Origin of the sequence: Streptomyces mangrovi (genome assembly GCF_900114215.1) — a bacterium.
Lineage (GTDB): Bacteria > Actinomycetota > Actinomycetes > Streptomycetales > Streptomycetaceae > Streptomyces > Streptomyces barkulensis.
The window spans coordinates 156,841-182,553 of sequence record NZ_FOSG01000002.1 but is presented as its reverse complement, the minus strand read 5'-3'; the positions used below and the strand labels follow the sequence as shown (position 1 = coordinate 182,553).

The following is a 25,713-nucleotide window of genomic DNA, read 5'->3' as shown; positions in this document are numbered from 1 at the left end:
GCGTGAGACTTGAGTCCTCAGGACTGTGGAGAAGCGAGGTCTGATGATGCGTACGCGTCCGCTGAAGGTGGCGCTGCTGGGCTGTGGGGTCGTCGGCTCAGAGGTGGCACGCATCATGACGACGCACGCGGAGGATCTCGCCGCCCGGATCGGGGCCCCGGTCGAACTGGCCGGGGTCGCCGTCCGCCGTCCCGGGAGGGTCCGCGAGGGCATAGCGCCCGAGCTGGTCACCACCGACGCCGCCGCCCTGGCGGCCCGGGACGACATCGACGTGGTGATCGAGGTCATCGGCGGCATCGAGCCGGCCCGCACTCTGATCACCACCGCCTTCGAGCACGGCGCCGGTGTCGTCACGGCCAACAAGGCGCTGCTGGCCGAGGACGGTCCGGCCCTCCACGAGGCGGCCGAGAAGCACGGGGTGGACCTCTACTACGAGGCAGCCGCCGCGGCCGCGATCCCGCTGGTGCGCCCGCTGCGCGAGTCCCTGGCCGGTGACAAGGTCAACCGCGTCCTGGGCATCGTCAACGGCACCACCAACTTCATCCTCGACCGGATGGACTCCACCGGCGCCGGGTACTCCGAGGCGCTGGACGAGGCCACCGCCCTGGGGTACGCCGAGGCCGACCCGACCGCCGACGTCGAGGGCTTCGACGCCGCCGCCAAGGCCGCGATCCTGGCCGGCATCGCCTTCCACACCCGCGTCCGCCTGGACGACGTGCACCGCGAGGGGCTGACCGAGGTCACCGCCGCCGACATCGCCTCCGCGCGGCGCATGGGCTGCACGGTCAAGCTGCTGGCCATCTGCGAGCGCGCCGCCGACGGGCGCTCGGTCACCGCCCGCGTCCACCCGGCGATGATCCCGCTGACCCACCCGCTCGCCTCCGTCCGCGAGGCGTACAACGCGGTCTTCGTCGAGGCGGAGGCCGCCGGCCGGCTGATGTTCTACGGGCCCGGCGCGGGCGGCGCGCCCACCGCCTCGGCGGTGCTGGGCGATCTGGTCGCCGTCTGCCGCAACAAGCTCGCCGGCGCCCGGGGGCCGGGGGAGTCGGCCTACGCCCAGCTCCCGGTGAGCCCGATGGGCGAGGTGGTCACCCGCTACCACATCAGCCTGGACGTCGCCGACAAACCGGGCGTCCTCGCCCAGTGCGCCACCGTCTTCGCCGAGCACGGGGTCTCCATCGACACCGTGCGCCAGCAGGGCATCGACGGCCCCGGCGACGGTGCGTCGCTGGTCGTCGTCACCCACCGCGCCTCGGACGCGGCCCTGTCGGCGACCGTCGAGGCGCTGCGCAGACTGGACACCGTACGCGGCGTCGCGAGCACCATGCGGGTCGAAGGGGAATGAGGAAGATGACCGTCACCACCGCCAGTCCTGGCAGCACCAGCACTCCTCGAATGTCCGGCACCCACCAGTGGCGGGGCATCATCGAGGAGTACCGCGACCGGCTTCCGGTCACCGACGACACCCCCGTCGTCACCCTGCGCGAGGGCGGCACTCCGCTCGTGCCCGCACAGGTGCTCTCCGAGCGCACCGGCTGCGAGGTCCACCTCAAGGTCGAGGGCGCCAATCCCACCGGGTCCTTCAAGGACCGCGGGATGACGATGGCCATCAGCCGCGCCAAGGAGGAGGGCGCGAAGGCCGTCATCTGCGCCTCCACCGGCAACACCTCCGCATCGGCCGCCGCCTACGCGGTGCGCGCGGGGATGGTCTGCGCGGTGCTGGTGCCGCAGGGCAAGATCGCGATGGGCAAGATGGGCCAGGCGCTGGTGCACGGCGCCCGCATCCTCCAGGTCGACGGCAACTTCGACGACTGCCTCACCCTGGCGCGCGGCCTGTCCGACAACTACCCGGTGTCGCTGGTCAACTCGGTCAACCCGGTGCGGATCGAGGGCCAGAAGACCGCCGCGTTCGAGGTCGTCGACATGCTCGGCGACGCCCCCGACATCCACGTCCTGCCGGTCGGCAACGCGGGCAACATCACCGCCTACTGGAGGGGTTACCGGGAGTACGCGGCGCCGGGTCCCGACGGCGGGGTCCACGCCTCGCGCACACCGCGGATGTGGGGCTTCCAGGCCTCCGGCTCGGCGCCCATCGTGCGGGGTGAGCCGGTCAAGGACCCGCGCACCATCGCCACCGCCATCCGCATCGGCAACCCGGCCTCCTGGGAGTACGCGGAGGCGGCCCGCGACGAGTCCGGCGGGTTCATCGACGAGGTGACCGACCGTCAGATCCTGGCCGCCTACCGGCTGCTGGCCGCGCAGGAGGGCGTCTTCGTCGAGCCGGCCTCGGCGGCCTCGGTCGCCGGCCTGCTCAAGGCGGCCGAGCAGGGGAAGGTCGACCCCGGCCAGCGGATCGTCTGCACCGTCACGGGCAACGGACTGAAGGACCCGGACTGGGCCGTGCAGGGCGCTCCGCAGCCGACCGTCGTCCCCGTCGACGCGGACGCCGCGGCCGAGCGCCTCGGCCTGGTGTGAGGGCGCCGGACCTGTGACCCCCCGCGCCGGGTGCGCGCCCGCCGGGGCCGCGTCCGGCGCGGGGGCGCACCGACGGCGCGCGACACGCATCGTGCGCCTCCCGTACGCCCTGTACCGTCACCGAACCGTCCTTCGATAGGGTGGGGGCACGTCCCGACCTGTCATACGGCATGTGCCAGAGGTCAGTGGACCGGTCCGGCGCCAGCCCGGTTTTCGAAGGCGTCGCGCCGCGCGTCCGCGACCCGCGCCGGACCGGCGTCCGCCCGCACATCCGACCGAGCATCCGAGCAGCACAGTCCCCCGCAGTCCCACAGGACAGTCACATCAAGGAGAGTCAACGAGCGATGGCCGGTCCCGCGTTCCGCGCCGCCGCCGTCCGGGTGCGCACCCCCGCCACCAGCGCAAACCTCGGCCCCGGCTTCGACGCCCTCGGTCTGGCCCTCGGCCTGTACGACGACGTCGTGGTCCGCGTCGCCGACTCCGGACTGCACATCGACATCGCCGGCGAGGGCGCCGACACCCTGCCCCGCGACGAGAGCCACCTGCTCGTACGCTCGCTGCGCACGGCCTTCGACCTGCTGGGCGGCCAGCCGCGCGGCCTGGAGGTCGTCTGCGCCAACCGCATCCCGCACGGCCGCGGCCTGGGCTCCTCCTCCGCGGCCATCTGCGCGGGCATCATCGCCGCCCGCGCGGTGACCACCGGCGGCGCCGAGAAACTCGACGACACCGCCCTGCTGGAGCTGGCCACGGAGATGGAGGGGCACCCCGACAACGTGGCCGCCTGCCTGCTCGGCGGCTTCACCCTCGCCTGGACGGACGGCGGCGCCGCGCGGGCGATCAGGATGGACCCGGACCCCGCCGTCGTCCCGGTGGTCTTCGTCCCCGACCGGCCGGTGCTCACCGAGACCGCCCGCGGACTGCTGCCCCGTACCGTCCCCCATGTGGACGCCGCCGCCAACGCGGGCCGCGCCGCCCTGCTCGTCGAGGCGCTGACCCGCCGTCCCGAACTCCTGCTGCCCGCCACCGAGGACCGGCTCCACCAGGAGTACCGGGCCCCCGCGATGGAGGAGAGCGTGGAACTGGTGCACCGGCTGCGCGCCGACGGGGTGCCGGCCGTCATCTCGGGCGCCGGGCCCACGGTCCTGGCGCTGGCGCAGGAGGCCACGGCCGACAAGGTCGCGCGTCTGGCGGGCGACGGATGGGCGGCCAACCGGCTGTCTCTCGACACGGCGGGAGCCGGTGTGCTGCCGCTGGCCGGCACGGGCCGGTGACACGAATGCGGGCCTTGGAGAGGGGGAATGTTTGTTGGGTCCGGTAGTGTTAACCTCAAGTCTGCACTCGCAGCCTCCTGGGACGACCCGAGGGCGGTGCGGTGCTCTCCGTGATCCCATGGGTACAGTCCCATACGGGGCCACTCCTTCTTCCGGGAGCCTCCAGAACTGCCTGAGCAGCCTGCCGAGCAGTGCCGAGCTCGCTCCGGAACGGCGTGATTGACGCACGTCATCCCCTCACGCCACACCATGTATTGACCATGTCCTGATTCCTCCGCCGTACATCCGGGCGGAACCACCGCCCCGGCCCGGTCGAGACGAAGACCGCCGCCGGACAGCACAACCGGTCGCCGAGCCAGACAGGCCGACGCCCGCTCCAGGGAAGGACCCTTCGTGAGCGATACCACCGATCTGATGGGCGTGGACGCCGCCGAAGCCGCCGCGCCCGCCACGGACGCCCCTGCCGCGCCCGCATCCGGTACCGCCCCCAGGCGTCGCCGCTCCGGCACGGGCCTTGAGGGCATGGTTCTCGCCGAGCTGCAGCAAGTCGCCTCCGGTCTCGGTATCAAGGGCACGGCGCGGATGCGCAAGAGCCAGCTGATCGAGACGATCCGGGCCAAGCAGGCCGAGAACGGCTCGGGCTCCGCCCCCGCCGCCGAGGCCCCGGCCGCCCCCGCCGAGAGCAAGCCGCGTCGCCGCGCGACCTCCAAGGCGCGTACGGGCGAGAGCGCCGAGGGCGCCGCCGGCGAGGCCGCTCAGCAGCAGATCGACATCCCCGGCCAGCCCGTCAGCGACGAGCCCGCCGGCGAGCGCCGCCGCCGCGGCGGCAAGGGCGGCGAGAGCAGGGGTGCCGAGGCCCAAACCGCCGCCGAGACCGCCGAGGACAGGCCCGCCGAGGGCCGGGGCGACGGCGGCAGGCAGGACAAGCAGCAGGACAAGCAGCAGGACAAGGGCGGCGACCGCCAGGACAAGGGCGGCGACCGCCAGGGCAAGGGCCGCCAGCGTGACCGTCGCGGCAAGGACGGCGGTCAGCAGCAGGGCCAGGACGGCGGCAACCGCCAGGGCCGCGACCGCGACAACCGCGGCGACCGCGACGACGACTTCGAGGGTGGCCGCCGCGGACGCCGGGGCCGCTACCGCGACCGCCGGGGCCGCCGGGGCCGCGACGACTTCGCCGCCGAGCCGCAGATCTCCGAGGACGACGTCCTGATCCCGGTCGCCGGAATCCTGGACATCCTCGACAACTACGCGTTCGTGCGCACCTCCGGCTACCTGCCCGGCCCGAACGACGTGTACGTCTCCCTGGCCCAGGTCCGCAAGAACGGCCTGCGCAAGGGCGACCACGTCACCGGCGCGGTCCGCCAGCCGCGCGAGGGCGAGCGGCGCGAGAAGTTCAACGCGCTGGTGCGCCTGGACTCGGTGAACGGCATGTCGCCCGAGAGCGGCAAGGGCCGGCCCGAGTTCGGCAAGCTCACCCCGCTGTACCCGCAGGAGCGGCTGCGGCTGGAGACCGAGCCGAACCACCTCACCTCGCGGATCATCGACCTGGTCTCGCCCATCGGCAAGGGGCAGCGCGGTCTGATCGTGGCCCCGCCCAAGGCGGGCAAGACCACGGTCCTGCAGTCGATCGCCAACTCCATCACCCGCAACAACCCCGAGTGCCATCTGATGGTCGTGCTCGTGGACGAGCGGCCGGAGGAGGTCACCGACATGCAGCGGTCGGTCAAGGGCGAGGTCATCTCCTCGACCTTCGACCGCCCGGCCGAGGACCACACCACCATCGCCGAGCTGGCCATCGAGCGGGCCAAGCGGCTGGTGGAGCTCGGCCACGACGTGGTGGTGCTGCTGGACAACATCACCCGCCTGGGCCGCGCGTACAACCTGGCCGCCCCCGCGTCGGGCCGCATCCTGTCCGGCGGTGTCGACTCCACCGCGCTCTACCCGCCGAAGAAGTTCTTCGGCGCCGCGCGGAACATCGAGGACGGCGGCTCCCTGACGATCCTGGCCGCCGCGCTGGTCGAGACCGGCTCGCGGATGGACGAGGTCATCTTCGAGGAGTTCAAGGGCACCGGCAACATGGAGCTCAAGCTCGACCGGAAGCTCGCCGACAAGCGGATCTTCCCGGCGGTGGACGTCGACGCGTCCGGCACCCGCAAGGAGGAGATCCTGATGGGCTCCGACGAGCTGGGCATCGTCTGGAAGCTGCGGCGCGTCCTGCACGCGCTGGACCAGCAGCAGGCCATTGAGCTGCTGCTGGACAAGATGAAGCAGACGAAGTCGAACGCCGAGTTCCTGATGCAGATCCAGAAGACGACGCCGGCGCCCGGCAACGGCGACTGACCGGCGTCCCGCACGGACAGCACCACGGCACAGCGCACCACGGCATAGCACGGCACAGCACGGCGAGGGCCGCCCCACCGCACACGGTGGGGCGGCCCTCGCCGTGTGCCACCGGCCCGTCACCGCCGGGCCCGTGCCGCCCGCCGGAGCAGGCGGCACGGAGTGATCAGGCCCGATGGGGGTACGCCGTCGCAAGTGGAGAGGGAGGTCCCTCGCCGACCGCTGTCCGTCCGGCCCGCCCCGGTCCGACGGCTCCGACAGGCGCCGGACGGCCCCGCGGCAGCCCCGCACGGCAGGGGAGACGCACGGCAGACGAGGAACGACATGGCGGACGAGGACACCACCACCGGCGGCGGGGAGAGCGCCGGGCAGGAACGCCCAAGCCCGCGCCCGCGGCGGCGCAGGGGGCTGTACGCGGCCGCGTGGGCCGCGGTCGGCGTCCTCGTGCTGGCCGGGGCCGGACTCGGGCTCGTCTACTCCAGGATCGACGGCAACATCGCCGGCGTCGACATCGACTCCGTCCTGGGGCCGAACCGGCCCGCCGACGTCCCCGACGGCACCCTGGACATCCTCCTGCTGGGCTCCGACACCCGCGCCGGGGACAACTCCCGCTACGGCCGCGACGACGGCACCGCCCGCTCCGACACCGCGATGATCGTCCACATCAACAAGGAGCACGACCGGGCGTCCATCGTCTCCATCCCCCGCGACACCCTCGTCGAGCGGCCCGAGTGCGAGAAGACCGACGGCGGCACGGCGCCCGCCGCCCGGCGCACGATGTTCAACCGGGCGTACGAGATCGGCGGCCCGGCCTGCACCGTCAAGACGGTCGAGTCCATGACCGGAATCCGCATGGACCACTACGTGGAACTCGACTTCGACGGCTTCGAGAAGGTGGTCGACGAACTGGGCGGGGTGGAGATGACCGTCACCGAACCGATCGAGGACGACGACAGCCGGCTGGACCTGGAGCCGGGACGCCACACCCTGGACGGGGAGCAGGCCCTGGCCCTGGTCCGCACCCGCAAGGGTGTGGGCAACGGCAGCGACCTGGGCCGCATAAAGCTCCAGCACGCCTTCGTCAGGGCCCTCGCCGACCGGGTGAGGGACGTCGGGGTGTTCTCCGACCCCAAGAAGACCTACGACCTCCTCGACGCCGTCACCTCCCATCTCACCACCGACGCGGCCCTGGCGTCGGCCTCGGACCTGGCCGGTCTGGCCGGCGCCGTGAAGGGCGTCGACCCGGACGACATCGAGATGGTCACCCTGCCGGTGCGTTACTCCTCCGCCGACCCCAACCGTGTGGTGCCGATCGGGGTGCAGACGGAGCGGGTCTGGGACGCGCTCAAGACGGACCGGCCGATCCCCGACTCCGCCACCAAGGGGTCGGCGGCCCGGGAGGCCACGGAGGCCGAGGACGCCGTGGGGGCCGGGGAAGCCGGGGAAGCCGGGGAGGCCGGGGAATAGCATCCTTTGCCATCTGGTTTTGGGAGGTGCGGCCAGTAATGGCAGACTGGTGCGTCGGTCCCGGTTCACGCGCAGGCAGCCATCCCCGTCGTCCGACCGTCGGACGCGAGGAGCCGGTGCGACCCGGAACCCTCCCGATACCTAGGAGAGACCTTGAAGCGCGACATCCACCCGGAGTACGTGGAGACCCAGGTCAGCTGCACCTGCGGGAACTCCTTCACCACCCGTAGCACCGTCACCGAGGGCGCCATCCGCGCCGACGTGTGCTCCGCGTGTCACCCGTTCTACACGGGCAAGCAGAAGATCCTCGACACCGGTGGCCGTGTGGCCCGCTTCGAGGCCCGCTTCGGCAAGAACGCCGGGTCGAGGAACAAGAAGTAGCGACCCCGAACGCCGGTCCTCGGCCGTCCCCCAGGGAGGGCCGGACCGGCGTTTTGCCGTCCCGGCAGCCCTCTCTCCACACGAAGGACTCAACGATGTTCGAGGCGGTCGAGGAACTGATCGGCGAGCACGCCGACCTCGAGAAGCGGCTCGCCGACCCCGCCGTCCACGCGGACCAGGCCAACGCCCGCAGACTGGGCAAGCGCTACGCCGAGCTGACCCCGGTCGTGGGCGCCTACCACGAGTGGAAGCGCACCGCCGACGACGTCGCCACCGCCCGCGAGCTGGCCGCCGACGACCCGGAGTTCGCCGCCGAGGTCAAGGAGCTGGAGGCCCGGCGCGAGGAGCTCACCGAACGGCTGCGGCTGCTGCTCGTCCCGCGCGACCCCGGCGACGACAAGGACGTCATCCTGGAGATCAAGGCGGGCGAGGGCGGCGAGGAGTCCGCGCTGTTCGCCGGCGACCTGCTGCGCATGTACCTGCGCTACGCCGAGCGGCAGGGCTGGAAGACCGAGGTCATCGAGGCCAACGAGTCCGATCTCGGCGGCTACAAGGACGTCCAGGTCGCGGTGAAGACCAGGAACAACACCGAGCCCGGCCGGGGCGTGTGGGCCCGGCTGAAGTACGAGGGCGGCGTCCACCGCGTCCAGCGGGTGCCCGCCACCGAGTCCCAGGGCCGCATCCACACCTCCGCCGCCGGCGTCCTCGTCCTGCCCGAGGCCGAGGACGTCGACGTCGAGATCAATCCGAACGACCTGCGCATCGACGTCTACCGTTCCTCCGGCCCCGGCGGCCAGTCCGTGAACACCACCGACTCCGCCGTCCGCATCACCCACGTGCCCACCGGCATCGTCGTCTCCTGCCAGAACGAGAAGAGCCAGCTGCAGAACAAGGAGCAGGCGCTGCGCATCCTGCGCGCCCGCCTGCTGGCGGCGGCCCAGGAGGAGGCGGACAGGGAGGCCTCCGACGCGCGCCGCAGCCAGGTGCGTACGGTGGACCGGTCGGAGCGGGTGCGCACCTACAACTTCCCGGAGAACCGGATCTCGGACCACCGGGTGGGCTTCAAGGCGTACAACCTGGACCAGGTGCTGGACGGCGACCTGGACGCGGTGATCCAGGCGTGCGTGGACGCCGACTCCGCGGCCAAGCTGGCCGCGGTTCAGTAACCGTGCGGCGCCCCGGGGCGGGGCGCGCAGGGACGGGTGGAGGACGAGGAACGTGAACGTACTGCTCGCCGAGGTGGCCCAGGCCACCCAGCGGCTCGCCGACGCCGGAGTGCCCTCCCCGCGCTTCGACGCGGAGGAGCTGGCGGCGTACGTGCACGGCGTCAGGCGCGGGGAGCTGCACCGCGTCGCCGACGCCGACTTCGACGCCCGCTACTGGGAGGCCGTCGCCCGCCGCGAGGCCCGCGAGCCGCTCCAGCACATCACCGGCCGGGCCTTCTTCCGCTACCTGGAGCTCCAGGTGGGTCCGGGGGTGTTCGTGCCGCGCCCCGAGACCGAGTCCGTGGTCGGCTGGGCGATAGACGCCGTGCGCGCCATGGACGTCGCCGAGCCTTTGATCGTCGACCTGTGCACCGGCTCCGGAGCCATCGCGCTCGCACTCGCCCAGGAGGTGCCGCGCTCGCGCGTGCACGCCGTGGAACTGGACGAGGGCGCGCTGGAGTGGGCCCGGAAGAACACCGAGGGCTCCCGCGTCACCCTGCACCACGGCGACGCGACGACCGCCCTGCCCGAGCTGGACGGCCAGGTCGACCTCGTCATCTCCAACCCGCCCTACATCCCGCTCACCGAATGGGAGTACGTCGCCCCCGAGGCACGTGACCACGACCCGCAGATGGCGTTGTTCTCCGGCGAGGACGGACTGGACGTCATCCGCGGCATCGAACGCACCGCGCACCGCCTGCTGCGCCCCGGCGGCCTGGTCGTCGTCGAGCACGCCGACACCCAGGGCGGCCAGGTCCCCTGGATCTTCACCGAGGACCGCGGCTGGGCGGACGCCGCGGACCACCCCGACCTCAACAACCGGCCCCGTTTTGCCACAGCCCGCAGGGAGGTGCCGTAAATGGCACGGCGTTACGACTGCTCCGACGCGACCGACCGCGCGACCGGCCTGCGCGAGGCCGCCTCGGCGGTCCGCCGAGGCGAACTCGTCGTGCTGCCCACGGACACGGTCTACGGCATCGGCGCCGACGCCTTCACCCCGGAGGCCGTCGGCGACCTGCTGGAGGCCAAGGGACGCGGGCGAGGCATGCCCTCGCCCGTCCTGATCGGCTCCCCGAACACCCTGCACGGCCTGGTCACCGACTTCTCCGAGCAGGCGTGGGAGCTGGTGGACGCCTTCTGGCCCGGCGCGCTCACCCTCGTCGCCCGCCACCAGCCGTCGCTGACCTGGGACCTGGGCGAGACCGGCGGCACGGTCGCCGTCCGCATGCCGCTGCACCCGGTGGCGATCGAGCTGCTGACCGAGACCGGCCCGATGGCGGTGTCGTCGGCCAACCTCACCGGCCACCCCGCCCCGCAGACCTGCGACGCCGCCCAGGAGATGCTGGGGGACTCCGTCGCCGTCTACCTCGACGGCGGCCCCACCCCCGACTCCGTGCCCTCCTCGATCGTCGACGTCACAGGCCCGGTGCCCAGGCTGCTGCGTGCGGGCGCGATCAGCGCGGAGGAGCTGCGCAAGGTCGTACCCGGCCTCGAGGCCGCCAGTTGACCCCGCCCGCCGGGGCGGCCGAGGAGCATGGCATACCGGTCTTCCGCATCCTCCACGTCTCCACCGGAAACGTCTGCCGCTCGCCCATCACCGAGCGGCTGACCAGGCATGCCCTGGTGGCCAGACTCGGCGACGAGCGGGCCGGCGGGCTGGTGGTGGAGAGCGCGGGGACATGGGGGCACGAGGGCGCGCCGATGGAGGAGCACGCGGCGGAGGTCCTGCTGGAGTACGGCGCGGACCCGTCCGGCTTCCTCGGCCGCGAACTGCTGGACGAGCACGTCATCAGAGCCGATCTGGTGCTGACCGCCACCCGGGACCACCGGGCGCAGGTGATCTCCATGGGGCACTCGGCGGGGCTGCGCACCTTCACGCTCAAGGAGTTCACCCGTCTGGTGCGGGCGATCGACCCCGCCACGCTGCCCGGCCCGGACGCCGACGGCGGGGTGGTCGGGCGCGCCCGGGCCCTGGTGCGGGCCGCCGCGGCGCTGCGCGGCTGGCTGCTGGCGCCCAGCGCGGAGGCCGACGAGGTCTACGATCCCTACGGCGCCCCCATCACCTACTTCCGCAGTGTCGGCGAGGAGATCAACGCGGCGCTGGATCCGGTGGTCACGGCCCTGACGGGGGTCCCGGCGCGGACGTGAGACCGTGCCGGGCGGTGTCAGGCGGTGTCAGGCGGTGCCGGGCGCGCAACCGTCCGGACCGGGCCGTTGTCTAAGGTGTGGTGGTCCCGGGCGTGAGCCCGGGAGCCCGCGAGAGTTCTGGGGAATCCGTGCGTGAATACCTGCTGACGCTGTGCGTCACGGCCGCGGTCACCTACCTCCTCACCGGCCCGGTGAGGAAGTTCGCGATCGCGGCGGGCGCGATGCCCGAGATCCGGGCCCGCGACGTGCACCGCGAACCGACGCCCCGGCTCGGCGGCATCGCCATGTTCGGCGGGCTGTGCGCGGGTCTGCTGGCCGCCTCCCAGCTCACCAACGTCGGCGACGTCTTCCGGCTCTCCGACGAGCCCCGCGCGCTGCTGGCCGGCGCCGGCCTCATCTGGCTGCTGGGCGTCCTGGACGACAAGTGGGGCGTGGACGCGCTGATCAAGCTCGGCGGCCAGATGATCGCCGCGGGCGTGATGGTCTGGCAGGGCCTGACGATCCTGTGGCTGCCGGTTCCGGGCGTGGGCAACGTCGCGCTGACCCCGCTGCAGGGCACGCTGCTGACGGTGGCGGTGGTCGTCGTCACCATCAACGCGGTCAACTTCGTCGACGGTCTGGACGGCCTGGCCTCGGGCATGGTCGGCATCGCGGCCGCGGCGTTCTTCATGTACGCCTACCGGATCTGGTACGGCTACGGCATCGAGGCCGCGGCCCCCGCGACGCTCTTCGCCGCCGTCCTGATGGGTATGTGCCTGGGCTTCCTGCCGCACAACATGCACCCCGCGCGGATCTTCATGGGCGACTCCGGGTCGATGCTCATCGGCCTGGTGCTGGCCGCCGGGGCGGTCTCCATCACCGGCCAGGTCGACCCGGACGTCATCACCGACACCACCGGCTCGGTCAAGACCACGGTCCAGACGATGGTGCCGGTCTACATGCCGGTGCTGCTGCCGCTGACGATCATCGCGGTGCCCATCGCCGACCTGGTGCTGGCGGTGGTGCGGCGCACCTGGCGGGGCCAGTCGCCGTTCGCCGCCGACCGCGGCCATCTGCACCACCGGCTGCTGGAGATCGGCCACTCCCACAGCCGCGCGGTGCTGATCATGTACTTCTGGTCGGCGCTGATCGCCTTCGGCGCGGTGGCCTTCTCTGTGCGCTCCTCCAGCCTGGTCATCGTGCTCGCGATCGTGCTGCTGAGCGCGGTGGGGCTGGTGATCCTGCTGCTGCCGAGGTTCACCCCGAGGGTGCCGCACTGGGCGCAGCGGCTGGTGCCGCCGCGCTACCGCGCCCGGCGCGGTCCGGCGGCGGAGGAGCGGCCCGGGGCGGACGCGGCGCAGCGGCCCCCGGCAGGAGCGGAGGGCGCGGACGAGGACGCGCTGCCCGGCCCGGAGGCCGGGCGGCGGCCCGCGGGGGCGACGGCGCTCGGCGAGTACGATCGCCGGGTGCGCGACGGCCGCCCCAGGGTGGAGAACCGCTCATAGCAGTCCCGCCGCCGTTCGTCACCACGGAGTACCGCCGGCTGACCCGCTCGTGTGACAGTCCGCACACGAACTAGGTAAAGACCTCATCAAATAGTTTGTGATACCGTTCACGAGTCCGGTGAGAAGGCCGGTGGCCTCCAGTGCCCCCGATCAGCGAGTCCGTTCCGCCGGGCGACCACAGCTTTCGAAGGTCACGCACCGCCCCCCGTAGACCACCCTGCTGGAGCAGCGTTTATGCAGTCGAACGACGCCCGGATCCTTCGTGGCGCCGCGATTCCCTCAGCCGGTGCCGGCCTGGTCGGCGTGATCGTCGGCGCGGTCGTCTCGGGAGGCGAGGGCGCCCTGGGAGCAGGCCTGGGCACCGCGGTGGTCCTCGTCTTCTTCAGCGTGGGCCTCCATGTGCTCGGCCGGATCGGGCGGCAGTGGCCCGAACTCCTCCTCGGGGCCGGGTTCCTGGTCTACACGACCCAGGTGATCGCCATGTTCGTGGTGATGAGGCTCCTGCGGGACGCCGCCTTCATGGACGGCCGCGTGTTCGGTTTCACGGTGCTGGCCTGTCTCCTGGTGTGGCTGGCCGCCCAGGCGTGGACGCAGACCCGGCTCAAGACCCCGTACGTGGAGCCCTCCGGGACCGGCAAGGGCTCCCCGGGCTCCCCCGCCGCGGAATCCCGCGCGTGATCGCGAACAGCGCGAAGGCTCGGGCAGGGGCGGTGGTAAGCCGCGCCCGCCGGGCTGCTATCGTCCGACGCCGAGAGGGCCGCGAGCCTTGGCGAAGGCGCTGTGCGGGACAGCGCCGGACGCTCCTCGCCTCTTCACGGGGCCGTCCTGCCGCAGAGCCGGCCGGTCCCTTCCCGCCCACCCCCAGTCCAGTGCCGCCCCGTGGCCCAGCGCCATGCCGACACCCCGAGGTAGCCGTACCCATGCGTCCGATCGAAGGAGCTCGCGGTGAGTAGTGACCAGTTGCTCGCCTTCGAGGTTGACTGCCACCTGTTCAAGGACTGTGGCTTCCAGGCCCCCAGTGTGTGGTCGTTCCTCTTCGACCCGATCTTCGAGGTCGGCGGCGTCGAGTTCAACAAGCCGATGCTCCTCGCGCTCATCGGCACGGCCGCGATCCTCACCTTCTTCTGGATGGCTTTCTCCAAGCCCAAGGTGGTCCCCGGCAAGCTGCAGATGGTCGCCGAGGCGCTGTACGAGTTCGTGCGCCGGGGCATCGCCCGAGAGGTGATGGGGAAGAAGGGCGATCCCTTCATCCCGCTGCTGGTGTCGCTGTTCTTCTTCGTGTGGATGCTGAACCTCTGGGCGATCATCCCCATCGCCCAGTTCCCGGTCAGCTCGGTCATCGCCTACCCGGCCGGCCTCGCGGTCGTGGTCTGGATCACCTACATGACGGTGACGTTCAAGACGAACGGATTCGTCGGCGGCATCCGCAACCTCTGCGTCCCCGGCGGACTGCCGAAGCCGATCTACGTGCTGCTCACGCCGATCGAGTTCATCTCCAACATCTTCGTGCGGCCCTTCACGCTGGCGGTCCGGCTCTTCGCGAACATGTTCGCCGGCCACATCCTGATCCTGATCTTCACGATCGCCACCTGGTACATGCTCGGCACCTTCCTCGGCACCCTCTACGCGACCGCCTCGTTCGCGATGACCGTGGTGCTGACGGTCTTCGAGCTGTTCATCCAGGCGCTGCAGGCCTACGTCTTCACCGTGCTGACCGCCACCTACCTCTCCCAGGCCCTGGAAGAGGCGCACTGACCGGACCGGTCCGCGGTCCCGACCAGCCACCACCCGCCCAACCCCAGACGTCCGGTGGACCAACCACCCACCGGCCCACCAAGAGAAGGAACCCAAGGAATGTCTGCTCTGGAGACCCTCGCAGCTGTCGAAGGCAACGTCGGCACCATCGGCTACGGCCTCGCCGCGATCGGCCCCGGTATCGGCATCGGCATCATCTTCGGTAACGGTGTGCAGGCCATCGCCCGCCAGCCCGAGGCCGCCGGCCTCATCCGCCAGAACATGCTGCTCGGTTTCGCGGTCGTCGAGGCCCTGGCGCTGATCGGCTTCGTCGTTCCCTTCATCCTCAGCTGACATCGGCAGCTGAAACCGACGAAAGGTCCACCATGATGAACCTGGCAGCTTCGGAAGCGCAGTCCCCGCTGCTTCCGGTCTGGCCCGAGGTCGTCATCGGCCTGATCGCCTTCGGCATCGTCTTCTTCGTGTTCGCCAAGAAGCTCCTCCCGGCCATCAACAAGGCCCTGGACGAGCGCCGCGAGGCGATCGAGGGGGGCATCGAGAAGGCCGAAGCTGCTCAGGCCGAGGCGCAGCAGACGCTTGAGGAGTACCGAGTCCAGCTCGCCGAGGCTCGTCACGAGGCCGCGCGCCTGCGCCAGGAGGCGCAGGAGCAGGGCGCCGCGCTCATCGCCGAGATGCGCGAGGAGGGCCAGCGGCAGCGTGAGGAGATCATCGCCGCGGGCCACGCCCAGATCGAGGCCGACCGTCGGCAGGCCGCGCAGTCGCTGCGCCAGGACGTGGGCAAGCTCGCCACCGACCTGGCCGGCAAGCTGGTCGGCGAGTCCCTGGAGGACGTCGCCCGGCAGAGCCGCACGATCGACCGCTTCCTCGACGAACTCGAGGGGAAGGCGGCCTCCGCCGAGTCCTCTGGAGCCGCCCGATGAACGGAGCGAGTCGCGAGGCACTGGCCGCCGCCCGCGAGCGACTGGACGCGCTGACGGACTCCACGTCCGTCGACGCGGCCCGGCTCGCCGAGGAACTGGCCGCGGTCACCGCGCTGCTCGACCGCGAGGTGTCGCTGCGCCGGGTCCTGACCGACCCGGCGCAGCCCGGCGAGGCCAAGGCCGAGCTGGTCGGACGCCTGCTGGGCGGCCAGGTCGGCGGCGAGGCCGTCGATCTGGTCTCCGGTATGGTCCGCTCCCGCTGGTCGCGTTCGCGCGACCTGGCGGACGCGGTCGAGCAGCTCGCCGACGTCGCCGACCTCACCGCGGCCGAGCGCGACGGCACGCTGGACGACGTGGAGGACGAGCTGTTCCGGTTCTCCCGGACGGTGGCCTCCTCCCCGGAGCTGCGTGCGGCTCTCGGCGGCAAGATCACCGACGACAGCCTGAAGGCGGCCAAGACCGAGCTGCTGCGGCGGCTGCTGGGTGGCCGGGCCAAGCCCGCCACCGAGCGACTGGTCGTCCGCCTCGTGCGCCAGCCGCGTGGCCGTAGTCTTGAAGGAGGGCTCGAAGCCCTCTCCGGGCTGGCCGCCGAGCGTCGCAACCGCTCGGTCGCGGTGGTCACCTCGGCCGTACCGCTCAGCGACCGCCAGAAGCAGCGCCTCGGCGCCGCTCTGGCGCGGCTCTTCGGACGCGAGATGCACCTCAACCTGGACGTGGACCCGGAGGTCCTCGGCGGAATCCGGGTGCGGGTCGGCGACGAGATCATCGACGGCACCGTCTCGGAGCGCCTCGAAGGGGCGACCCGGCGGATGGCGAGCTGAGCCCACGGCCGGCGGACACCGCGGGCGGTAGGCCACACCAACTCAAGAAGCAGTACTGGCGGCCCGAGTTGGGCCGTAGCAGACACATACGGGCCCAACAAGGAGAGCAGGGAACCCAGATGGCGGAGCTCACGATCCGGCCGGATGAGATCCGGGACGCGCTGGAGAACTTCGTCCAGTCGTACAAGCCGGACGCGGCCTCGCGCGAAGAGGTCGGGACGGTCAGCCTTGCCGGTGACGGCATTGCGAAGGTCGAGGGTCTTCCCTCGACCATGGCGAACGAGCTGCTGAAGTTCGAGGACGGCACCCTCGGCCTCGCCCTCAACCTCGAGGAGCGCGAGATCGGCGCGGTCGTCCTCGGCGAGTTCAGCGGCATCGAGGAGGGCCAGACGGTGCGCCGCACCGGCGAGGTCCTCTCCGTCGCGGTCGGCGACGGTTACCTCGGCCGTGTCGTCGACCCGCTGGGCAACCCGGTCGACGGCCTCGGCGAGATCGAGACCGAGGGCCGCCGCGCCCTCGAACTGCAGGCCCCCACGGTCATGCAGCGCAAGTCGGTGCACGAGCCGATGGAGACGGGCTACAAGGCCGTCGACGCGATGACCCCGATCGGCCGCGGCCAGCGCCAGCTGATCATCGGCGACCGCCAGACCGGCAAGACGGCCCTGGCGATCGACACGATCATCAACCAGCGCGACAACTGGCGCTCCGGCGACCCGGGCAAGCAGGTCCGCTGCATCTACGTCGCCATCGGCCAGAAGGGCTCCACCATCGCCTCCGTGCGCGCGGCGCTGGAGGAGAACGGCGCGCTGGAGTACACCACCATCGTCGCCGCCCCGGCGTCCGACCCGGCGGGCTTCAAGTACCTGGCGCCCTACACCGGCTCGGCCATCGGCCAGCACTGGATGTACCAGGGCAAGCACGTCCTGATCATCTTCGACGACCTGTCCAAGCAGGCCGACGCCTACCGCGCCGTGTCCCTGCTGCTGCGCCGTCCGCCGGGCCGCGAGGCCTACCCGGGCGACGTCTTCTACCTGCACTCCCGGCTGCTGGAGCGCTGCGCCAAGCTCTCGGACGAGATGGGCGCCGGCTCGATGACCGGTCTGCCGATCATCGAGACCAAGGCGAACGACGTGTCGGCGTTCATCCCGACCAACGTCATCTCCATCACCGACGGCCAGTGCTTCCTGGAGTCCGACCTGTTCAACGCGGGCCAGCGCCCGGCGCTGAACGTCGGTATCTCCGTCTCCCGAGTCGGTGGCTCGGCCCAGCACAAGGCCATGAAGCAGGTCTCCGGTCGCCTCCGTGTGGACCTCGCCCAGTTCCGCGAGCTGGAGGCTTTCGCCGCCTTCGGCTCCGACCTGGACGACGCCTCCAAGGCGGCGCTGGAGCGGGGTAAGCGCATGGTCGAGCTGCTCAAGCAGTCGCAGTACGCGCCGTACCCGACCGAGGACCAGGTCATCTCCATCTGGGCGGGCACCACCGGCCGTATGGACGACGTCCCCGTCGAGGACATCCGGCGCTTCGAGAGCGACCTGCTGGAGCACCTGCACCGCGAGCGCAAGGACCTGATGACCGGCATCCGCGAGGGCGGCAAGATGTCCGACGACACCCTCCAGGTGCTGTCGGACGCCATCGCCTCCTTCAAGAAGCAGTTCGAGACCTCGGACGGCAAGCTGCTGGGCGAGGTCTGAGCATGGGCGCGCAGGTCAGGATCTACAAGCGGCGGATTCGCTCCGTCAGCGCGACCAAGAAGATCACCAAGGCGATGGAGATGATCTCCGCGTCGCGCATCGTCAAGGCACAGCGCCAGGTGGCCGCGTCGACTCCGTACGCCGAGGAGCTGACCCGGGCCGTCGCGGCCGTCGCCACCGGTTCCGACACCCAGCACCCGCTGACCACCGAGACCGAGAAGCCGACCCGGGCCGCGGTCCTGCTCGTCACGAGCGACCGCGGTCTGGCGGGCGGCTACTCGGCCAACGCGATCAAGGCGGCCGACCGGCTGACCGAGCGGCTGCGGGCCGAGGGCAAGGAGGTCGACTCCTACATCATCGGGCGCAAGGGCGTGGCCTACTACGGCTTCCGCGACCGGAAGATCGCCCAGTCGTGGACGGGCTTCACCGACCGGCCGTCGTACGCCGACGCCAAGGCCGTCTCCGGGCCGCTGATCGAGGCGGTCCGCAGGGACACGGCCGAAGGCGGCGTGGACGAGCTGCACATCGTCTTCACGGAGTTCGTGTCGATGATGACGCAGAACCCGGTCGAGAAGCGGATGCTGCCGCTCAGCCTCGACGAGGTCACGCGGCAGGTGGAGAAGCAGGAGCGGATCCGCCCGCTGTACGACTTCGAGCCGTCGGCGGAGGAGGTTCTGGACGCGCTGCTGCCGCGGTACGTCGAGAGCCGCATCTACAACGCGCTGCTCCAGTCCGCCGCCTCCGAGCACGCCGCCCGCCGGCGCGCGATGAAGTCGGCGACGGACAACGCCGAGGACCTCATCAAGTCGCTCACGCGGCTTGCCAACCAGGCCCGCCAGGCCGACATCACCCAGGAAATCAGCGAGATCGTCGGTGGTGCCAGCGCGCTGGCCGACGCTTCTGCGGGGAGTGACTGACAACTATGACCACCACTGTTGAGCCGACCGCTGCGGCGGGCGTGGCCACCGGCCGCGTCGCGCGGGTCATCGGCCCGGTCGTCGACGTGGAGTTCCCCGTCGACGCGATGCCGGAGATCTACAACGCGCTGACCGTCGAGGTCGCCGACCCGGCCGAGGAGGGTGCGAAGAAGACCCTCACCCTCGAGGTCGCCCAGCACCTGGGCGAGGGCCTGGTCCGCGCGATCTCCATGGAGCCGACCGACGGCCTGGTCCGCCAGGCCCCGGTGACCAACACCGGCCGCGGCATCACCGTGCCCGTCGGCGACGTCACCAAGGGCCGGGTGTTCAACACCCTGGGCCGCATCCTGAACGAGCCGGAGGCCGAGTCCGAGGTCACCGAGCGCTGGGAGATCCACCGCAAGGCCCCGGCCTTCGACCAGCTCGAGTCCAAGACCGAGATGTTCGAGACCGGCCTGAAGGTCGTCGACCTGCTGACCCCGTACGTCAAGGGCGGCAAGATCGGTCTGTTCGGCGGCGCGGGCGTCGGCAAGACCGTCCTCATCCAGGAAATGATCATGCGTGTGGCCAAGCTGCACGAGGGCGTTTCCGTGTTCGCCGGCGTCGGCGAGCGCACCCGTGAGGGCAACGACCTCATCGAGGAGATGGCCGAGTCCGGCGTTCTCCCGCAGACCGCGCTGGTCTTCGGCCAGATGGACGAGCCCCCGGGCACCCGTCTGCGCGTGGCCCTGGCCGGTCTGACGATGGCGGAGTACTTCCGCGACGTCCAGAAGCAGGACGTGCTGTTCTTCATCGACAACATCTTCCGCTTCACCCAGGCCGGTTCCGAGGTCTCCACCCTGCTGGGCCGCATGCCCTCCGCGGTGGGCTACCAGCCGAACCTGGCGGACGAGATGGGTCTGCTCCAGGAGCGCATCACCTCCACCCGCGGCCACTCGATCACCTCGATGCAGGCGATCTACGTGCCCGCGGACGACCTGACCGACCCGGCCCCGGCGACGACCTTCGCCCACCTGGACGCGACCACCGTTCTGTCGCGTCCGATCTCGGAGAAGGGCATCTACCCGGCGGTGGACCCGCTGGACTCCACCTCCCGGATCCTGGACCCGCGCTACATCTCGCAGGAGCACTACCAGTGCGCCACCCGCGTCAAGGGGATCCTGCAGAAGTACAAGGACCTCCAGGACATCATCGCCATCCTCGGCATCGACGAGCTCGGCGAGGAGGACAAGCTGGTCGTCCACCGCGCCCGCCGTATCGAGCGCTTCCTGTCGCAGAACACCCACGCGGCGAAGCAGTTCACCGGCCTGGACGGATCGGACGTTCCGCTGGACGAGTCGATCGCGGCGTTCAACGCGATCGCCGACGGCGAGTACGACCACTTCCCGGAGCAGGCGTTCTTCATGTGCGGTGGCCTGGACGACCTCAAGGCCAAGGCCAAGGAGCTGGGCGTCTCCTGACGTCCGCGCCCCACGACAGGGGGCGGGTGAAGCCCGTCCCCTGTCCCGCGCACCGTTATTCTGTGAAAACCCCAGTTTCGAGGAGCCACTGTGGCTGAGCTGCACGTCGAGTTGGTCGCCGCGGACCGCAAGGTCTGGTCGGGCGAGGCCAGCCTGGTCGTCGCGCGCACCTCGTCGGGTGATATCGGCGTCATGCCCGGCCACCAGCCGCTGCTCGGTGTGCTGAAGCCGGGCCCGGTGACGATCCGTACGACCGGCGAGAGCGGGGGCGGCACCGTCGTCGCCGCGGTGCACGGCGGCTTCATCTCCTTCGCGGACAACAAGCTGTCGCTGCTCGCGGAGATCGCGGAGCTGTCCGAGGAGATCGATGTCCAGCGCGCTGAGCGCGCGCTGGAGCGGGCGCAGTCGGAGGCGGACGCCGCCGCCGAGCGCCGCGCCGAGATCCGGCTTCGGGCCGCCTTGGCGAGCGCACGCTGAGACCCGCGCGCATGTACGTGCCTCAGCCGCGGACCGCTTCGGAGCATCGCTCCGGCGCGGTCCGCGGCTGAGGCGATTGCTGGCTGCTGTACGGACGGACGAGGCGAGGAGGTCGGTGAAGATGGTCCTCGCTCTCGTGCTGTCCGGGGCGGTGCTGGCTCTGGTGCTGCTGGGGCTGTTCGCCTTCGGGTTGCGGCGGCGGCTGATCCAGCGGCCGGGCGGCACCTTCGACTGCAGTCTGCGGTGGGACGCGCCGGATCCCGGCGAGGGAGCCGAGGCCGGCGGCAAGGGCTGGGTGTACGGCGTCTCCCGCTACAGCGGGGATCGGGTCGAGTGGTTCCGGGTCTTCTCCTACGCGCCGCGGCCGCGCCGGCGGCTGGAGCGGGAGGCGATCGAGGTGCTGGAGCGCCGCAGGCCCGAGGGGGACGAGGAGCTGGCGCTCCTGTCGGACTCGGTGATCCTGGCCTGCTCGCACCGCGGCACCCGGGTGGAGCTGGCGATGAGCGAGGACGCCCTGACGGGCTTCCTCGCCTGGCTCGAAGCAGCCCCCCCCGGTCAAAGAGTGAATGTCGCCTGAGCGGTGCCCCCGTTGCCTGGGGGTCCCCCCGGACGGAGTCTGGGGGAGAGTGAATGTCGCCTGAGCGGTGCCCCCGTTGCCTGGGGGTCCCCCGGACGGAGTCTGGGGGAGAGTGAATGTCGCCTGAGCGGTTTCCCCGGTGTCTGGGGGTCCCCCCCCGGACGGAGCCCGGGGGAGGTACGGACAGCGAACCGGGGAGACGGCGTGCGGGCCGTCTCCCCGGTTCTGTCACTCCAGGTGGTGCGTGGGGCGGATCACCGCCCGGGCGTCACTTGTTCAGCCCGTTGTGGATGGCGGTGATCAGCTCGCCGTTCGCGGTGTCCCCGCTGATCTCCCAGAAGAAGGCCCCGCCGAGCTTCTGCTGCTTGGCGTAGTCCATCTTCCCCGCGATGGTGGCCGGGGTGTCGTAGCTCCACCACTCGTCGCCGCAGTGCGCGTACGCGGTGCCGGCGACGGTCCCGTTGGCCGGGCAGCGCTCCTTGAGGATCTTGTAGTCCTCGATGCCCGCCTCGTACTTGCCCGGTGCGGCGCCGGTGGCGGTGCCGCCCGGCTCCTTCTGGGTCACGCCGGTCCAGCCGCGGCCGTAGAAGCCGATGCCGAGCAGCAGCTTCTCGGCCGGGACGCCCTTGGCCTTGAGCTTCTTTATCGCGGCGTCGGTGTTGAACGCCTCGTTCGGAATGCCGGCGTACGAGGTCAGCGGTGAGTGCGGGGCGGTCGGCCCGGTCTTGTCCCAGGCGCCGAAGTAGTCGTACGTCATCACGTTGTACCAGTCGAGGTACCGCGCGGCGCCGCCGTAGTCCGCGGAGTCGATCTTGCCGCCGCTGGAGGCGTCGGCGGTGATCGCGGCGGTCACGAGCTGGTCGCCGAACTCGGCGCGGAAGGCCTGGGCCATGGTCCTCATCACGGCCGGGCCGCTGGTGTCACAGGTCAGACCGCAGGCGTTGGGGTACTCCCAGTCCAGGTCGATGCCGTCGAACAGGCCCTCCCAGCGGGGGTCGTTGACCAGCTCGTTGCAGGACTTGGCGAACGCGGCCGGGTTCTTCATGGCGTCGGGGAAGCCGCCGGACCAGGTCCACCCGCCGAAGGACCACAGGACCTTGATGTGCGGGTACATCTTCTTCAGCTTCAGCAGCTGGTTGAAGTTGCCGCGCAGCGGCTGGTCCCAGGTGTCGGCCTTGCCGTCGACGCTCTGCTCGGCGGTGTAGGCCTTGTCGGTCGCGGCGAAGGCGTCACCGATGGTGCACTTGCCGCCCTGGACGTTGCCGAAGGAGTAGTTGATGTGGGTCAGCTTCTCGGCGGAGCCGGAGGTGACGATGTCCTTCACGTGGTAGTTGCGGCCGTAGATGCCCCACTCGGTGAAGTAGCCCAGGTTGACGTACTCGCCCGGGTCGCCGCCACCGCCGTCGCCGCCGGTGGTCTTCACCGTGACGGAACCGCTGGCCGGTCCGGTCTGGTCGGCGGTGTCGCGTGCCACCACCGAGTAGGTGTAGGTGGTGCCCGCCGTCAGGCCGGAGTCGGTGTACGAGGTGCCGGTGACGGTGGCGACCTTGGCGCCGTCGCGCAGGACGTCGTAGTTCTTGACGCCCTTGTCGTCGCTCGCGGCGCCCCAGCTGAGCTTGGCGGAGGTGTCGGTGATGCCGCTCGCGGTGGGGGTGCCGGGCGCTCCGGGCGGGGCGTCGTCGGGGTTCCCCCCGTCCGAGCCGTCGCACGGGCGGCCGTTGAGGGTGCAGTCGGAGGGGGAGCCGGTGCCGGTGCCGTTGAAGCCGAAGCTGACGCTGGCTCCGGGGGACAGGGTGCCGTTCCAGCTCATGTTCTTGGCGGTGTAGGTGTTGCCGGAGCTGGTGACGGCGGCGTCCCAGGCGGAGCCGACCTTGGTGCCGGTGGGGAAGTCCCACTTCAGCGTCCAGCCGCTGATGGTGGTGTCACCGGTGTTCTTGATCGTCCACTTGCCCTCGAAGCCGCTGCCCCAGTCGGAGGGCTTGGAGAAGGTGGCGGTCGCCTGCTCGGCGGCCTGGGCCGGGGAGGCCAGGGCGACCAGGGCACCGAGGGGCATCAGCATCGCGGCCGCGGCCGCTACGGCTTTCCGTCTGATGCGGTGTGCGGTGGTGTTCGTTCTCAAGAGCGCTCCTCGCACAGGGCCCGGTGCCGGACCGGGCCGTTGGGGGTCTCCTGCGCCGCTCGTGGAGAGTGCCATGTGCATGGCATGGGCGTGCAGTTGAACTGGAGCGTAGATTGGTCTGGACCACCGGTCAACAGGTATGCACCAATGAGGAATTCATTCCCCGGCCACCCCCAACTCCTGCGCCAGCACCGCGGCCTGCACCCTGCTGCGCAGCTCCAGCTTCGCCAGCAGCCGGCTGACGTGCGTCTTCACCGTCGCCTCCGCCATCGACAACCGTGCGGCGATCTCCGCGTTGGACAGCCCCTCGCCCAGGCACGCCAGTACCTCGCGCTCGCGCCGGGTGAGGGCGTCGAGCACGGCGGGATCGGCCCGGCGCCCGCCCCCGGGCGCGGCGGAGGAGCGGGCGAACTCCCGGATCAGCCGCCGCGTCACGACCGGGGCGATCACCCCCTCACCGCGCGCCACCGCCCTTACCGCGTCCACCAGTTGCGCCGCCTCGCTGTCCTTGAGCAGGAAGCCCGCGGCCCCCGCGCGCAGCGCGCCGAAGACGTAGGCGTCGAGGTCGAAGGTGGTCAGCACCAGCACATCGGCCAGCCCCTCGCCGACCACCCGCTCGGTCGCCGACACCCCGTCCAGACGCGGCATCCGCACATCCATCAGCACCAGATCCGGACGGAGTTCACGGGCCAGCCGCACCGCCTCCTCGCCGTCCGGCGCCTCCCCGACGACCTCGATGTCCGGCGCACCGCGCAGGATCAGGACGAGCCCGGCGCGCACCGCCGACTGGTCCTCGGCCACGAGCACCCGGATGGTCATGCTCCGTACCTTCCCCTCGTTCCGTCCCCGCCGGTCCTGCCGTTCCCGCCGCCCCCGCCGTCCGTGGCGTTCCGGGCGGCCTCCCCCAGGGGCAGCACCGCCCGCACCTCCCACCGTGTGCCGCCGGCCGTCTCGACCGGGCCCGCGCCGAAGACGCCGTCCAGCAACTCGGCGCGCTCGCGCATCCCGACCAGCCCGGTGCCCGAGCCGGGGGCACGCGGGCCGGGGCGCCGGTCGCAGGGGCTGGTGACGGTGACGGTCAGCGCGCCCTCACCGCCGCCGTGTCCTCCTCCCTCCCCGTCCCCGCCGGGCGAGGTCAGGACGACGGTCACCTCTCCGGGAGAGGCGTGCTTGAGCGCGTTGGTCAGGGACTCCTGGGCGATGCGGTAGGCCGCCAGTTCCACGGGGGCCGGGAGGGGGCCGCCGGAGCGCTCGTCGCGCAGGGCGAAGGAGAGACCTCCGGCCGCACCGTGTCCGCGGGCATGGGCCAGCAGCGCGTCCAGGCCGTCCAGGGTCGGCGCGGCGGACACCTCCTCGTCCCCTCCCGCGGTCCGCAGCAGACCGATCAGACGGCGCATCTCGGCCAACCCCTGCACACTGTTCTCACGGATCACGGCCAGCGCGTCCCCGGTGGCGGCGCGGTCGTCGAGCGACTGCGCCGCGGTGGCGTGGATGGCGATGGCGGAGAGGTGGTTCGCCACCACGTCGTGCAGTTCGCGGGCCATCCGGGAGCGCTCGGCGGTGACGGCCTGGACGCGGTCCATCTCCGCCAGCAGCGCGGTCTGCTCGGCGCGCAGCCGCTCGGCGGCGGCGGCGTTGCGGTGGTCGCGGACGATGACGCCCGTCCACGCCGGACCGACCGTGACCAGCCCGCAGACGAACCCCACCAGCAGCGCCTGCGGGTCGCGGGAGGCGGCCAGGGCGCCCACGGTCACGGCGGCGGTCAGCGCGGCGCTCGCGGGTGGCACGGCCCGCGACAGCCTCGGTCCGCCGTAGAGCACGGCCGCGTAGACCACGTCGGAGAACATCACGATCGTCGCCAGCAGCGACCGGGTGAGCAGGTCGCCGACCAGTGCGGCCGTCCCGAGCGCCAGCGCCGCGGACGGAGCGGTACGGCGCAGCGCCTCCGCCAGTCCCATCATCGTCAGCGGCAGCAGCACCCAGCCACCCTCCAGCGGTGGGCGCGGGTTGTTGAACAGCCCCAGGGCCCACATCGCCATCCCGCCCGCCAGGCCGGCGGCGGCGATCAGCAGGTCCTCCCGGGGCGGGAGGGACAACGGGGAACGGGCGGTGCTCACCCCGCCATCCAACACCGCCGCACCGGCCGCCCGCCTCCGCGTCCGGGCCGGTACGGAAGCGGGCGGAGTACATCGAAGGATGCAGTCC

Annotated in this window: 24 protein-coding genes; 21 read left to right on the top strand and 3 right to left on the bottom strand. The window is 71.4% G+C overall.

Translation table 11 applies throughout. The features are described from left to right. Positions 1-46 precede the first annotated feature (46 nt). The 21 genes from BM237_RS03515 (at position 47) to BM237_RS03415 (ending at position 21,389) form a co-directional block, all read left to right on the top strand. Positions 47-1,345, top strand: a complete 1,299-nt coding sequence (locus tag BM237_RS03515) for a homoserine dehydrogenase (RefSeq protein ID WP_093848086.1) — start codon at positions 47-49, stop codon at positions 1,343-1,345. A 50-nt stretch (positions 1,346-1,395) separates the two neighbouring features. After that, positions 1,396-2,475 carry a threonine synthase gene (thrC, locus tag BM237_RS03510; RefSeq protein WP_093847692.1) on the top strand — a complete coding sequence of 360 codons (1,080 nt, stop codon included), beginning with the start codon at positions 1,396-1,398 and terminating at the stop codon, positions 2,473-2,475. 344 nt (positions 2,476-2,819) lie between these two features. Then, entirely contained in the window at positions 2,820-3,746 is a 927-nt protein-coding gene (gene thrB, locus BM237_RS03505; RefSeq protein WP_093847690.1) for a homoserine kinase, read from the top strand. 393 nt (positions 3,747-4,139) lie between these two features. Next, positions 4,140-6,086, top strand: coding sequence for a transcription termination factor Rho (gene rho, locus BM237_RS03500; protein ID WP_093847688.1), 1,947 nt, complete (start codon positions 4,140-4,142; stop codon positions 6,084-6,086). 324 nt (positions 6,087-6,410) lie between these two features. Next, complete coding sequence (locus tag BM237_RS03495; protein ID WP_093847686.1) at positions 6,411-7,553, top strand: LCP family protein; 1,143 nt, start codon at positions 6,411-6,413, stop codon at positions 7,551-7,553. Positions 7,554-7,706: 153 nt separating this feature from the next. Further along, the gene (gene rpmE / locus BM237_RS03490; RefSeq protein ID WP_093847685.1) at positions 7,707-7,934 is read left to right on the top strand and encodes a 50S ribosomal protein L31; all 228 of its coding nucleotides are present in this window, start codon (positions 7,707-7,709) and stop codon (positions 7,932-7,934) included. A gap of 95 nt (positions 7,935-8,029) precedes the next feature. Then, positions 8,030-9,100 (top strand): peptide chain release factor 1, encoded by a 1,071-nt coding sequence (gene prfA, locus BM237_RS03485; RefSeq protein WP_093847683.1) that lies wholly within the window; start codon positions 8,030-8,032, stop codon positions 9,098-9,100. A gap of 52 nt (positions 9,101-9,152) precedes the next feature. Next, positions 9,153-9,998: a peptide chain release factor N(5)-glutamine methyltransferase gene (gene prmC, locus BM237_RS03480; RefSeq protein WP_093847681.1), complete on the top strand. Its 846-nt coding sequence runs from the start codon at positions 9,153-9,155 to the stop codon at positions 9,996-9,998. Next, positions 9,999-10,646 carry an L-threonylcarbamoyladenylate synthase gene (locus tag BM237_RS03475; RefSeq protein ID WP_093847679.1) on the top strand — a complete coding sequence of 216 codons (648 nt, stop codon included), beginning with the start codon at positions 9,999-10,001 and terminating at the stop codon, positions 10,644-10,646. It abuts the gene before it with no gap. Beyond that, positions 10,643-11,287, top strand: a complete 645-nt coding sequence (locus BM237_RS03470) for an arsenate reductase/protein-tyrosine-phosphatase family protein (protein WP_093847677.1) — start codon at positions 10,643-10,645, stop codon at positions 11,285-11,287. The genes BM237_RS03475 and BM237_RS03470 overlap by 4 nt, the downstream gene beginning before the upstream one ends. A gap of 128 nt (positions 11,288-11,415) precedes the next feature. Beyond that, complete coding sequence (locus BM237_RS03465; protein WP_093847675.1) at positions 11,416-12,771, top strand: MraY family glycosyltransferase; 1,356 nt, start codon at positions 11,416-11,418, stop codon at positions 12,769-12,771. A 234-nt stretch (positions 12,772-13,005) separates the two neighbouring features. Then, the gene (locus BM237_RS03460; RefSeq protein WP_093847673.1) at positions 13,006-13,449 is read left to right on the top strand and encodes a Cg1360 family ATP-synthase-associated protein; all 444 of its coding nucleotides are present in this window, start codon (positions 13,006-13,008) and stop codon (positions 13,447-13,449) included. Positions 13,450-13,716: 267 nt separating this feature from the next. Beyond that, on the top strand, positions 13,717-14,526 hold the full coding sequence (atpB, locus tag BM237_RS03455) for a F0F1 ATP synthase subunit A (protein WP_093847671.1): 810 nt from the start codon (positions 13,717-13,719) through the stop codon (positions 14,524-14,526). Between the two features lie 99 nt (positions 14,527-14,625). Continuing rightward, positions 14,626-14,859: an ATP synthase F0 subunit C gene (gene atpE / locus BM237_RS03450; protein WP_031505870.1), complete on the top strand. Its 234-nt coding sequence runs from the start codon at positions 14,626-14,628 to the stop codon at positions 14,857-14,859. A 32-nt stretch (positions 14,860-14,891) separates the two neighbouring features. Continuing rightward, the gene (locus BM237_RS03445) at positions 14,892-15,446 is read left to right on the top strand and encodes a F0F1 ATP synthase subunit B (RefSeq protein WP_093847669.1); all 555 of its coding nucleotides are present in this window, start codon (positions 14,892-14,894) and stop codon (positions 15,444-15,446) included. Further along, entirely contained in the window at positions 15,443-16,267 is an 825-nt protein-coding gene (locus BM237_RS03440) for a F0F1 ATP synthase subunit delta (protein WP_093847667.1), read from the top strand. Before BM237_RS03445 ends, BM237_RS03440 begins: the two co-directional genes overlap by 4 nt. A 119-nt stretch (positions 16,268-16,386) precedes the next feature. Next, positions 16,387-17,958, top strand: a complete 1,572-nt coding sequence (gene atpA, locus BM237_RS03435) for a F0F1 ATP synthase subunit alpha (RefSeq protein WP_093847666.1) — start codon at positions 16,387-16,389, stop codon at positions 17,956-17,958. Between the two features lie 2 nt (positions 17,959-17,960). Next, positions 17,961-18,875: a F0F1 ATP synthase subunit gamma gene (locus BM237_RS03430; protein ID WP_093847664.1), complete on the top strand. Its 915-nt coding sequence runs from the start codon at positions 17,961-17,963 to the stop codon at positions 18,873-18,875. Positions 18,876-18,880: 5 nt separating this feature from the next. Continuing rightward, on the top strand, positions 18,881-20,335 hold the full coding sequence (atpD, locus tag BM237_RS03425) for a F0F1 ATP synthase subunit beta (protein ID WP_093847662.1): 1,455 nt from the start codon (positions 18,881-18,883) through the stop codon (positions 20,333-20,335). 90 nt (positions 20,336-20,425) lie between these two features. Beyond that, entirely contained in the window at positions 20,426-20,812 is a 387-nt protein-coding gene (locus BM237_RS03420) for a F0F1 ATP synthase subunit epsilon (RefSeq protein WP_093847659.1), read from the top strand. 121 nt (positions 20,813-20,933) lie between these two features. Then, entirely contained in the window at positions 20,934-21,389 is a 456-nt protein-coding gene (locus tag BM237_RS03415) for a DUF2550 domain-containing protein (RefSeq protein WP_093848085.1), read from the top strand. Between the two features lie 268 nt (positions 21,390-21,657). On the opposite strand, the gene BM237_RS03410 is transcribed toward BM237_RS03415, so the two are convergent. The 3 genes from BM237_RS03410 to BM237_RS03400 all read right to left on the bottom strand — a co-directional run bounded on the left by BM237_RS03410 (position 21,658) and on the right by BM237_RS03400 (position 25,547). Then, positions 21,658-23,448, bottom strand: a complete 1,791-nt coding sequence (locus tag BM237_RS03410) for a glycoside hydrolase family 18 chitinase (protein WP_245793400.1) — start codon at positions 23,446-23,448, stop codon at positions 21,658-21,660. 216 nt (positions 23,449-23,664) lie between these two features. After that, positions 23,665-24,327 (bottom strand): response regulator, encoded by a 663-nt coding sequence (locus tag BM237_RS03405; RefSeq protein WP_093847657.1) that lies wholly within the window; start codon positions 24,325-24,327, stop codon positions 23,665-23,667. Next, on the bottom strand, positions 24,324-25,547 hold the full coding sequence (locus tag BM237_RS03400; RefSeq protein WP_093848081.1) for a sensor histidine kinase: 1,224 nt from the start codon (positions 25,545-25,547) through the stop codon (positions 24,324-24,326). The genes BM237_RS03405 and BM237_RS03400 overlap by 4 nt, the downstream gene beginning before the upstream one ends. Positions 25,548-25,713 lie beyond the last annotated feature (166 nt).

Excerpts from the sequence above, each read along its gene's own strand:
- BM237_RS03515 (WP_093848086.1), top strand. The coding sequence starts at position 47 with ATGCGTACGCGTCCGCTGAAGGTGGCGCTGCTGGGCTGTGGGGTCGTC.
- thrC (WP_093847692.1), top strand. The coding sequence starts at position 1,396 with ATGTCCGGCACCCACCAGTGGCGGGGCATCATCGAGGAGTACCGCGAC.
- thrB (WP_093847690.1), top strand. The coding sequence starts at position 2,820 with ATGGCCGGTCCCGCGTTCCGCGCCGCCGCCGTCCGGGTGCGCACCCCC.
- BM237_RS03495 (WP_093847686.1), top strand. The coding sequence starts at position 6,411 with ATGGCGGACGAGGACACCACCACCGGCGGCGGGGAGAGCGCCGGGCAG.
- prfA (WP_093847683.1), top strand. The coding sequence starts at position 8,030 with ATGTTCGAGGCGGTCGAGGAACTGATCGGCGAGCACGCCGACCTCGAG.
- BM237_RS03475 (WP_093847679.1), top strand. The coding sequence starts at position 9,999 with ATGGCACGGCGTTACGACTGCTCCGACGCGACCGACCGCGCGACCGGC.
- BM237_RS03460 (WP_093847673.1), top strand. The coding sequence starts at position 13,006 with ATGCAGTCGAACGACGCCCGGATCCTTCGTGGCGCCGCGATTCCCTCA.
- atpE (WP_031505870.1), top strand. The coding sequence starts at position 14,626 with ATGTCTGCTCTGGAGACCCTCGCAGCTGTCGAAGGCAACGTCGGCACC.
- BM237_RS03445 (WP_093847669.1), top strand. The coding sequence starts at position 14,892 with ATGATGAACCTGGCAGCTTCGGAAGCGCAGTCCCCGCTGCTTCCGGTC.
- BM237_RS03440 (WP_093847667.1), top strand. The coding sequence starts at position 15,443 with ATGAACGGAGCGAGTCGCGAGGCACTGGCCGCCGCCCGCGAGCGACTG.
- atpA (WP_093847666.1), top strand. The coding sequence starts at position 16,387 with ATGGCGGAGCTCACGATCCGGCCGGATGAGATCCGGGACGCGCTGGAG.
- BM237_RS03430 (WP_093847664.1), top strand. The coding sequence starts at position 17,961 with ATGGGCGCGCAGGTCAGGATCTACAAGCGGCGGATTCGCTCCGTCAGC.
- atpD (WP_093847662.1), top strand. The coding sequence starts at position 18,881 with ATGACCACCACTGTTGAGCCGACCGCTGCGGCGGGCGTGGCCACCGGC.
- BM237_RS03415 (WP_093848085.1), top strand. The coding sequence starts at position 20,934 with ATGGTCCTCGCTCTCGTGCTGTCCGGGGCGGTGCTGGCTCTGGTGCTG.
- BM237_RS03410 (WP_245793400.1), bottom strand. The coding sequence starts at position 23,448 with ATGCTGATGCCCCTCGGTGCCCTGGTCGCCCTGGCCTCCCCGGCCCAG.
- BM237_RS03405 (WP_093847657.1), bottom strand. The coding sequence starts at position 24,327 with ATGACCATCCGGGTGCTCGTGGCCGAGGACCAGTCGGCGGTGCGCGCC.
- BM237_RS03400 (WP_093848081.1), bottom strand. The coding sequence starts at position 25,547 with ATGGCGATGTGGGCCCTGGGGCTGTTCAACAACCCGCGCCCACCGCTG.